General features: G+C 68.4%; 9 protein-coding genes. 7 read left to right on the top strand and 2 right to left on the bottom strand.

The window, feature by feature from the left end; translation table 11 throughout:
• Nucleotides 1–3: 3 nt before the first annotated feature.
• From AC0NH5_RS30135 to AC0NH5_RS30155, 5 genes are all read left to right on the top strand, one after another.
• Complete coding sequence (locus AC0NH5_RS30135) at nt 4–1281, top strand: WXG100 family type VII secretion target (protein ID WP_474410132.1); 1278 nt, start codon at nt 4–6, stop codon at nt 1279–1281.
• 19 nt (nt 1282–1300) lie between these two features.
• The gene (locus AC0NH5_RS30140) at nt 1301–1609 is read left to right on the top strand and encodes a hypothetical protein (RefSeq protein ID WP_474410133.1); all 309 of its coding nucleotides are present in this window, start codon (nt 1301–1303) and stop codon (nt 1607–1609) included.
• A gap of 219 nt (nt 1610–1828) precedes the next feature.
• The gene (locus AC0NH5_RS30145) at nt 1829–3010 is read left to right on the top strand and encodes a hypothetical protein (RefSeq protein WP_474410135.1); all 1182 of its coding nucleotides are present in this window, start codon (nt 1829–1831) and stop codon (nt 3008–3010) included.
• Nucleotides 3007–3255: a hypothetical protein gene (locus tag AC0NH5_RS30150; RefSeq protein ID WP_474410136.1), complete on the top strand. Its 249-nt coding sequence runs from the start codon at nt 3007–3009 to the stop codon at nt 3253–3255. Before AC0NH5_RS30145 ends, AC0NH5_RS30150 begins: the two co-directional genes overlap by 4 nt.
• 72 nt (nt 3256–3327) lie before the next feature.
• Nucleotides 3328–4464, top strand: coding sequence for a hypothetical protein (locus tag AC0NH5_RS30155; protein WP_474410138.1), 1137 nt, complete (start codon nt 3328–3330; stop codon nt 4462–4464).
• On the opposite strand, the gene AC0NH5_RS30160 is transcribed toward AC0NH5_RS30155, so the two are convergent.
• Together AC0NH5_RS30160 and AC0NH5_RS30165 are read right to left on the bottom strand one after the other, a co-directional pair.
• On the bottom strand, nt 4457–4801 hold the full coding sequence (locus tag AC0NH5_RS30160; RefSeq protein ID WP_474410141.1) for a hypothetical protein: 345 nt from the start codon (nt 4799–4801) through the stop codon (nt 4457–4459). The two genes, AC0NH5_RS30155 and AC0NH5_RS30160, sit on opposite strands and share 8 nt — an antisense overlap.
• A gap of 92 nt (nt 4802–4893) precedes the next feature.
• Entirely contained in the window at nt 4894–5481 is a 588-nt protein-coding gene (locus AC0NH5_RS30165; RefSeq protein WP_474410142.1) for a hypothetical protein, read from the bottom strand.
• 211 nt (nt 5482–5692) lie between these two features.
• On the opposite strand from AC0NH5_RS30165, the gene AC0NH5_RS30170 reads away from it, so the two are divergent.
• Entirely contained in the window at nt 5693–7180 is a 1488-nt protein-coding gene (locus AC0NH5_RS30170; protein WP_474410143.1) for a cellulase family glycosylhydrolase, read from the top strand.
• A 129-nt stretch (nt 7181–7309) separates the two neighbouring features.
• A complete protein-coding gene (locus AC0NH5_RS30175; protein WP_474410145.1) occupies nt 7310–8821 on the top strand; it encodes a M1 family metallopeptidase in 1512 nt (503 codons plus the stop codon).
• Nucleotides 8822–8949: the final 128 nt, after the last annotated feature.

An 8949-nucleotide genomic window follows, 5' to 3' on the forward strand; every position in this document is an offset into this window, starting at 1 on the left:
CGGATGAGTGACAACCCGCTGGTCGCCGAAGCGCAGTCCGCTACGACCTGGTCCACGGGGCTCGGTCTCGTCGAGGATGCCATCGAGGTCAGCAACGGCATCCACGACAACAGTTGGGTGGACGCGACGCTCGGTGGGGTGGGCGGCAGCCTCGACGCGCTGGCGATGACCGTTGATCCTCTGGGGTCGCTGATGGCCTGGGGCGTCGGGTGGCTGCTGGAACACGTCAAGCCGTTGCAGGAAGCGCTTGATTGGCTGGCCGGAAATCCGGCTGAGATCACTGCCCACGCCGGAACATGGCGCAACGTCGCTGCCGCCACGAGCGAGACGCATCAGCGATACGCGTCTGCGGTGGAGTCGCAGCTGAGCGCTTGGCAAGGCGCGTCCGGCGACGCCTACCGGACGCATGCCGCCGGTCAGCTCGCGGTGATCGAAGGCCTCGCGGTGGTGACCAAAGCGATGTCGTACGCGGTGGAAGGCGCCGGGTTGCTGGTGTCCTTGGTCCGGGAGGTGGTGCGCGACCTCATCGCCCAGTTCGTGGCGACCCTGGCCGTCCGATTGCCGCAGTGGCTCGCTGCCGAGGGCCTGACTTTGGGCCTTGCCACCCCTGTGGTGGCAAGTCAGGTGGCGTCCCTGGTGACGACCTGGGTCAACAGGATCCAGCAATTCGTCCGAGCGCTTCTGAGCAGTCTCCGCCGATTGATGAGCAAGCTCGACGACTTGACCGGGGTTCTGGCTCGGCTCAGGCAACAACTGCAGCGGTCGGGCCGTACGGATATTGCGACGGGGAACGCGGGGAAGGGTGGACACCGGTCCGATCCGGGGCGTCAGACGGGGGGTGAGGTGAGGCCGCCCCGGAACGCCATGGATTACGAGGAACGCTGGGCCGACGAGGCTTATGACGCCATCCGCGCGAGCGACGATGAGATACCGGCCGTCGCTGCGACCGTTCGCGAGCACGGATTCAGCACGGACGACATCGTGCGCATCAAGAACCACGTTTTTCGGGAGGAGCACCTGCTCGATTCCTACTCGGACGGGGAAATGGCCCGCTTCGACGCGAGCCCGCGTATAGCGGAGGCGTGGCACAGACTTTCCGCGGGCCAGGCGCATCCGGCCGACCTGGATCTGCTCAGGCACGAGCGCTATGAGGCGGAGTTCATGGTCCGCACCGGTGACCCCAGCTACCGCCGGGCCCACGCGGCGACTCTGGAAGCCGGCTTCGAGTGGGATCCTGGAGCTGCTGCGGCCGACGGCCTCGGCTATCAGTACAGGGGCTGACCATGAAACGGAGACGCAGGTGACTGCTTCGCTCGGGATCTGGGCGGAAGGTGCCCTGGCCGGTGGGGTTCTGTACCGCTGGGAGGCGGACCACGGGCAAGGCGGGTCCGGCTTCGTGACCTTCGAGCCGGACACCCGGCGGATCCGCCCGTCGGACGCGTCCGGAAGAGCTATGGGCAGCATGATCATCGATGGTCTGAACGGGGACGTCACGGGATCGGCGGACGGTCATGACGCGGCAGTGCTGATCAAGGTGGCCGGGGCGATCCTGCGGGCGTTCAAGCGTTCCGGTGAGGCGCCGGAGACCGCACATGCGCACTTCTACTGATACGGGTGCGCCTGACAGGCGGGGCCTCATGACGAAACCGGCTCTGCCGAAAGGCGTCTGCCTGGCCGTACCATCGGCCGGTGCGTTTTCGAGGCACCCACGGCGAAACCGGCCGCGCGGTGATCGACTCGTTCGCCACCCGCTTCCCGGAGCGGGAGGACCGGGACGGGCGATGAACACTGACGGGCGAGGAGCGCAGGCCGTCCGCGGGTGGCCCGGATGAGTGACAACCCGCTGGTCGCCGAAGCGCAGTCCGCTACGACCTGGTCCACGGGGCTCGGTCTCGTCGAGGATGCCATCGAGGTCAGCAACGGCATCCACGACAACAGTTGGGTGGACGCGACGCTCGGTGGGGTGGGCGGCAGCCTCGACGCGCTGGCGATGACCGTTGATCCTCTGGGGTCGCTGATGGCCTGGGGCGTCGGGTGGCTGCTGGAACACGTCAAGCCGTTGCAGGAAGCGCTGGATTGGCTGGCCGGGAACCCGGCCGAGATCGCGGCGCATGCGGCGACGTGGCAGAACATCTCCGGATCCATCGCCGAGACGCATGAGCTCTACGCGGATGCTGTACGGGAGCAGATCGCCGATTGGCAGGGCCGTGCGGGCGACGCCTATCGAGTGCATGCCGGGGAGCAGCTGGCGGCAGTCGATGGTCTCGCGGTGGTGACGAGGGCTCTTTCCTATGCGGTGGAGGGAGCGGGGCTTCTGGTCGGGTTGGTGCGGGAGATCGTGCGCGACCTGATAGCGCAGTTCGTGGCGACGCTGGCAATCAGGTTGCCGCAGTGGCTGGCCGCGGAGGGGCTGACGTTGGGACTGGCCACGCCGGTGGTGGTCAGTCAGGTGGGTGCGTTGGTAGCCACTTGGGCGAACCGGATTCAAGGTTTCGTCCGGGCGTTGTTGGACAGCCTGCGTCGATTGAACAGCAAGCTCTCGGAATTGACCGGCGTCCTCCAGCGGCTTCGGCAACAATCGCAGCGGCTCAGCCGCTCCGGGCCGGCATCTGACCGGGTCAGTCTGTACTCGCGGTCCGGCGCCCGGACGAACCGGGAAGTGCTCGATCAGAACATCGGGCTGCCACGAACAGCGGAAACGGTTCAGCACTATGCCGAGCTGGCGGGTGTCGACTTTCGCGGAACGCCTGTGGAAGTCGTCGAAAGCGCGGACGACATCGCGTATCTAGACTTTCAGGGTGCCGCGGCCAGAACAGACTCGTTCGGCGTGCAGCTCGGCCCCGCTGCCTTTCAGGACGAGGAGACGCTGGTCCGAACGCTCGGACACGAAAGTGTCCATGTCGGCCAGCACCAGGAGGGGCGGATCACGACCATGACGGGCCCGTTGGAGGACGAGGCCTACGCGGCCGAGGAAGGCTTCGTCGCAGAGTGGAGGAGGAACCGCACATGACTCGGCTCACGGTTGAGCGGGTGCATCGTCTGTCGAGCCGTCCCTGGATCTTCGTAACGGGGCGGCTGGAGGGTGACGCTCTGCGGATCGGCGACGAGTTGGTGGTGGCTGACAGCGATGCCACTGCTGCGCCGGCCGTGGTGAGGTCCGTCGAGCTGCATGTCGCATCATCGAATACCACCATTGCTGTCGACGCGGAGCTCGCGGATTCGGTGCGAGAGGGTGTCGTGCTGACCAGGCGTTGATCCGGTGGAGAATCGCACGTCGGCCCGTACCATCGGCCGGTGCGATCTCGACGGGTTGTTGTTGCTCTGGCTGTGAGTCTGCTCCTGGCTGCCTGTCAAGCGGACGATCCGGCGCCGGTGCCGGCCGGTCTGCCCTCCGTGCCAGGCACGTCTTCGCCTGAAGCTTCCGCGCCCAGCCGGGCGGTGGCCACGACCAGCAGCCCGGCACCTGAGCCGTCGAAAAGGCCGAAGAAACTCGAGTCTCCCGGCAACCCGAACGGCAGGGCGCAGATCCCCGCCGCCGCCGAGGCCGTCGACACCTCCGATCCCACTCGCACCATCGGGTCGGGCACCCCCGAGAGCTGCACCTCCGCCGCCGTCGTCAAGGCGGTTGCTGCCGGCGGGATCATCACCTTCGACTGCGGCCCCGAGCCCGTGACGATCACGATGACCGCCACCGCGAAGGTCCGGAACGCCAATGCCAGGACGGTTCTCGACGGTGGCGGGCGGGTCACTCTGAGCGGCGCCGGTAAGCGGCGCATTCTGTACATGAACACCTGTGACGAGGCTCAGGGCTGGACGACTTCGCACTGCCAGGATCAGGACACCCCGCGGCTGACGATCCAGAATATGGCTTTCACACGCGGTAACAGCACTGGCGACGACACCGAGGGTGGCGGCGGCGGTGCGATTTTCGTTCGCGGCGGCAATCTCGGCATCGTCGATTCCCGGTTCACCGCGAATCGGTGTGACGGGACCGGGCCTGATCTGGGCGGCGCCGCGGTGCGGGTGCTCGATCAGGGTGGCGACCGCCCGGTTTACGTCGTGGGCAGCACTTTCACCGGCGGGGTCTGCTCGAACGGCGCGGCGCTCAGCAGCATCGGTGTCTCCTGGACGGTGCTGAACAGCGTGTTCTCCGGCAACGAGGCGGTCGGGAGGGGCGCCAATCCGGCTCGGGACGGCACGCCGGGCGGCGGCAGCGGCGGTGCGATCTATCTGGACGGTGACCGCTTCCGGTTGGTCCTGGACGGGACGATCATCGAGCGGAACCGGGCACGGGAGGGCGGCGGCGCGGTGTTCTTCGTGAGCAACGACCGCACCGGGACCCTCACCATCCGCGATTCCACTTTGCGCCGTAATCCGAGTGCCGGCTTCGAGACCGATGGCCTGCCGGGCATCTTCTATCTCGGCTCCGGGAAACCGAGGATCGTCAGGAGCGATCTCAGCTGACTGTGGTCTGGGTCAGGATCTCGTTGGTCACCTTCTGCATCTCGCCGCGGCTCCGCACCGGTGACGTCGCGTCGATCGCCACCTGCCACCGCGGGCCGATGCCGAAGAAGTGGCTCATCACGAGCTGATAGCGGCGTTTCGCCTCCAGGAAGCGGGTGTCCGCGTCGAATCTGCGCGGTTTCTCCTCGGCGCGGAGCCATTTCTTGTTCATCGTGTTCCGCTGGGCCGCGTCGCAGGGCGCGGGGCAGGCGCGGAGCATCAGGGCGAGGCGCTTTCCGCTTCCCGGTTCGCCGCAGATGTACGCGAGAGCGTCCGGCAGTTCGACTTCAGCCTCCACGCATTCCCACTGCGCGGGCGCCCGGAATGCGAACGGCCACCCCGCGAATCGCATCGTCGACGTCTCGTCCCGTTCACCGAAGACCGCGCCGGTCAGGCGTCGTGCGGGAGCCCTTCCCGCAGGGACGGCTCCGCCAGGAGGGACGGGGGAGTGGCGGGCAGGTCCGGCAGCGGTGGTGCGGTCCGGGCGGCCGGGGCACTCGCCGATCTCGCCGCGACAGCGGCGGCGCCGAAGGTGACCGCTCCCAGCAGCAGGGTGAGCACCAGCAGGACGATCGTCGTCACCATGCCGGGATGCTTCTGTCGTCCCACCCCGAGCGCGCCGCGCATGAAGACGATCAGCGGCGCCCGGTACTCCAGGTCGACGGTCTCGCCGGGGTACGCGGTGACCAGGAGGTCAGCGGCCCCGACCCGGCGGGGGATCAGGTACGGCACGTGGGCGTGCACGTGGTGCTGACCGGGCGTCACGTCGGTGACCAGTGCCCGCCGCCAGCGTGCGGGGACCGGCTGACCGTCGATCGCCAGGACGGGGGTGAACAGGCCGAGGATGAAGGTGAGCGGCGAGAACCGCATGGTGACGGTGATGGCCGCGGTGTCGGCGAAACCGCTGAACTCGGTGTGCTCGCCGGCCGGGTATCCGGGGTCGATCGGGTACGGCGACGGCCATAGATCGTTGTGCATGCTGCGACCTCTCCAGTGGGTGAACCGGTGGACGACAGTGCGCATGTCTCGCCGGAGTGAACCCCGCCCCGTCGCACCGGGTTCAGCCGGCGGGTGCCGGAGCACCCGAACCGCACCCTCATTGCCATCAGGCAAGCGCTGCTGCCGGGGTCGATGCGGCCGATTCGAGGGGTCACCCCCGAAAAGCAACCTGGAAAGAGACCCGATAACGATGCGCAGCGTTCGATCACGTGCCTTCGCCCTGGCCTCCGCGCTCCTGTTCGGTCTGATGCTGCCGGTATCGCCTCTGAACGCCGCGGCGCCGGCCGCGGCGGCCACCGTGGTCGGTTCGGCGCCCACCCTGAGCAGCCGGCTGGACCAGGTCCGGGTGGCGAAGTCGATCAACTACTACCCGTCGGACGCGGGCTGGTCGGCGATGTGGACGGGCTTCGACCCGGTGCGCATCGAGGCCGACATGGCCAAGGCGGCGTCGCTCGGCGCGGACAACGTACGGGTGATCGTCTTCCCGCAGACCTTCGGCTACCCGCAGCCGAAGGCGGAGTACACCGAGCGTCTCCGCAAGATGATCAGCATCGCGGAGGCGAACGGGCTCTCCGTGAAGCTGACGCTGTTCGACTGGTGGGCCGGTTACTCCGATGTGGCGAACAGCATTTCCTGGGCCGACGCGGTGCTGGCGCCGTACGTCGACGATCCGCGGGTCATCGCGGTCGAGGTGAAGAACGAGTTCCAGCCGGACGACGCGGCGGCGGTGACCTGGGTGCGGAAGGTGATCCCGGCGATCCGGGCCGCCGCGCCCACCATGCCGCTGACGCTCTCGGTCGACGGCGGCACCGGCGCGGCCGGCATGGCGAAGATCAAGTCGGCGCTGGCCTCGACGCCGCTCGACTACTACGACTTCCACTTCTACGGGAACTCGGAGCGCTCGCTCGCGGAGATCCGCAAGGCGCAGGCCGCGGTGGCGCCGGACCTCGTCGTGATCGGCGAGACCGGCATGAGCAGCGCGTCGGCCGGCGAGGGGGAGCAGGGGGCGTACCTGGCCCGGGTGTTCCGCGCAGCCAAGGAGGCCGGGGTCGGATCGGTGGCGCCGTGGACGCTGAACGACTTCTCCGACGGCGCCATCCCGAGCAACTCGACGGTCTCCACGATGCCCGCGCAGTACCGGTTCGGACTGTTCCGGGCCGACGGCGTCGCGAAGCTGGCCGCCTCGGTGGCCCGGACCGCCTGGACCACCGGCACGATGCCGAACAGCTTCCTGAACCTGGGCTTCGAGGCGGCCGCGACCGACTCGCCGTGGCGGCAGAACATCCCGCAGGCGGGCGCCGCGGTGATCACCACCGAGATGGCACGCAACGGGAGCTGGTCGGCTCGGTTCTCCGGCACCACGCGGACCTCGGCGGGCCTGCCCTCGCTGGTCACCTCGCCGATCACCCCGGTGCAGCCGGGATATCGGTGGCGGGCCGAGGCGTTCGCCCGCGGCGTCGCCGCCACCGGCACCACCGAGATCGCCTTCAGCTGGTTCGACGCCACCGGCCGCTGGATCGGCCAGGACCTCTCCAACCGCCTGCCGGCCGGCAACACCACCTGGACCAAGCTCGTCGTCGAGGCGGTCGCCCCGGCCGGTGCGGCCAGCGTGCAGCTGCACCTGAAGTCCGGCGACAACACCGGCACGGTCTGGTTCGACGACGTGGCGATGTCCTGACGTCACGGCGAAGGCCATATCCCGGATGAAAACAACCGGGGAGAAGACTGATATGTGTCTCCGGCCCGCACGGGTAGACATCCTTCGATAGGTTGGCGGGGTTCCGATCGCTGACGGAAGGATCCGACCGTGCGACGACTGCTCGTGGCGCTGACCGCCACAGCATTGACCCTCGCCACGACCGGTGTGGCGGTCCAAGCCGCACCGTCACACCGGGCCGCCCCGGCTCCGGGCGGCCCCGGCGTGGGCGACGAGTACTACCCGGATTACGGCAACAGTGGGTACGACGTCTCCCACTACGACGTCCGCCTGCGGTACACCCCGGCGACCGACCGGCTGACCGGCACCACCACGATCCTGGCCACCGCGACGCAGGACCTGAGCCGGCTCAACCTGGACTTCCTGCTGGACGTCTCCTCGGTCCGGGTGAACAACCGTCCGGCCACCTTCACCCGTGAGGGCGAGCACGAGCTGGTCGTCACGCCGGCCCGCCCGATCGCGGACAACAGCCGGATCACCATCGTGGTGCAGTACTCCGGCGTCCCGTCCTCCGAGGTGGGTGCCGGCTACACCGCCTGGATCCGCACGCCGGACGGCGCCCTCGCCATCGGCGAGCCGGAGATCGCCTGGTGGTGGTACCCGAGCAACGACCACCCGTCGGACAAGGCCACCTTCGACGTGTCGATCTCGGTGCCCGACGGCGTCGAGGCGATCAGCAACGGCGTGATGCCGCGCCCGCCGGTGCGCGAGACGCTCGGCTACACCCGGTGGAGCTGGCGGTCGCTCAAGCCGCAGGCCACCTACCTGACCTTCCTGGCCGTCGGGCAGTACGACGTCACGACCGACACCTCGACGAGCGGCCTGCCGGTCTACAACGCCTACTCCCAGCTGCTCACCGCGGAGTTCCGCGACGCCGCCGAGGCCAGCGTGGAACGCACCGTGGAGATCGCCGAGTGGGAGAGCACGATCTTCGGGCCGTACCCGTTCGAGGCGCTCGGCGGCCTGGTCGCGCCGCCCGGCACGCTCGGTTTCGCCCTGGAGAACCAGACCCGGCCGACCTATTCGTGGGCTTTCTTCCGCCGGGGCGCCAACACCTCGGTGGTCGCGCACGAGCTCGCCCACCAGTGGTTCGGTGACTCGTTGTCGGTGGCCGAGTGGAAGCACATCTGGCTGAACGAAGGGTTCGCCAGTTACGCGGAGTGGCTCTGGTCGGAGAAGAACGACGAGGGCACCGCGCAGGAGATCTTCGACTACCTTTACGCGACGTACCCGGACGACGCCTCGATCTGGACGACCGCGCCGGCCGATCCGGGGGTTCCCGAGCTGTTCGGCGACGCCGTCTACGACCGCGGTGCGATGACCCTGCACCAGCTCCGGAACACCGTCGGTGACGAGGACTTCTTCCAGATCGTTCGGACCTGGGCGGACGACAACCGCTACGGCAACGTGACGACGGACGAGTTCATCGCCCTCGCCGAGAAGATCTCCGGCCAGGACCTGGACGCGTTCTTCGACGCGTGGATCTTCACGCCGGAGAAGCCGGCCGTCGCGGGCGCGGCGACGCTGGCCCGCAAGGCGCCGGTCGCCCCGAAGTCGTGGGAGAAGATCAGCCAGACCCACGAGCTGCTGCACAAGCACTGACGCACCAACCGTGTGAACTTCGGGCGCGTATCGAGCCCGAAGTTCACACGCTGCGGACGAGCGCGGTGCGGACGAGCGCGGTGCGGACGAGCGCGGTGCGGACGAGCGCGGTGCGGACGAGCGCGGTG

The organism is Actinoplanes sp. 13 (assembly GCF_056134165.1).